Origin of the sequence: Cobetia sp. LC6 (genome assembly GCF_030264805.1) — a bacterium.
Classification (GTDB): domain Bacteria; phylum Pseudomonadota; class Gammaproteobacteria; order Pseudomonadales; family Halomonadaceae; genus Cobetia.
Map to the genome: position 1 here is coordinate 1 of NZ_JASSPL010000038.1, position 568 is coordinate 568.

1 protein-coding gene is annotated in these 568 nt (G+C 64.1%); it reads left to right on the forward strand.

Features of this window, described 5'->3' with window-relative positions; genetic code table 11:
• On the forward strand, nucleotides 1–568 hold a 568-nt coding region (locus QQF40_RS17015; protein ID WP_285462035.1), incomplete at both ends, for a CDK5RAP3 family protein.

Here is a 568-nt window from a genome sequence, read left to right on the forward strand (position 1 = left end):
CAACACCAGTGATCCGTCCAACTCCGTCATCGTCGATACCGCCACTGACACCACCCCGCCGGCGGCAGGCGAGAACAGCATCGCCTTCGGCGATGGTGACGACGGCTTCCTAAATGCCGACGAAATCGGCAACGTCACCCTGTCCGGCACCATCGAGGACGGCCTGGACAGCGGCAACGTCCAGCTGGTGATCACCGACGGCGAAGGTGGCTCCGTTACCATCGACACCGCCGATATCACGGTCGAGGGCACTAACCTGATAGTCGCGGGCCAGGACCTGTCCGGTCTGGCCGAAGGCGAACTGACCGCGACGCTGACAGTCACCGATAACGCCGGCAATTCCGCCGAGTTCTTAGACACATCGACTAAAGACACAACGTCGCCGGGCGGCGAAGGCGGCACGGATGCGCCGGTCCTCACCATCGATGAAGCCGCCGATGGCGTGACCGCTGCCGAACTGGCCGATGGCCTGCAGACCAGCGTCACCCTCACCACCGGCACAGAAGAAGGTGACACCGTCACCGTGACCCTGGACGACGGCAACGGCGGCACCATCACCGGTGAAGCC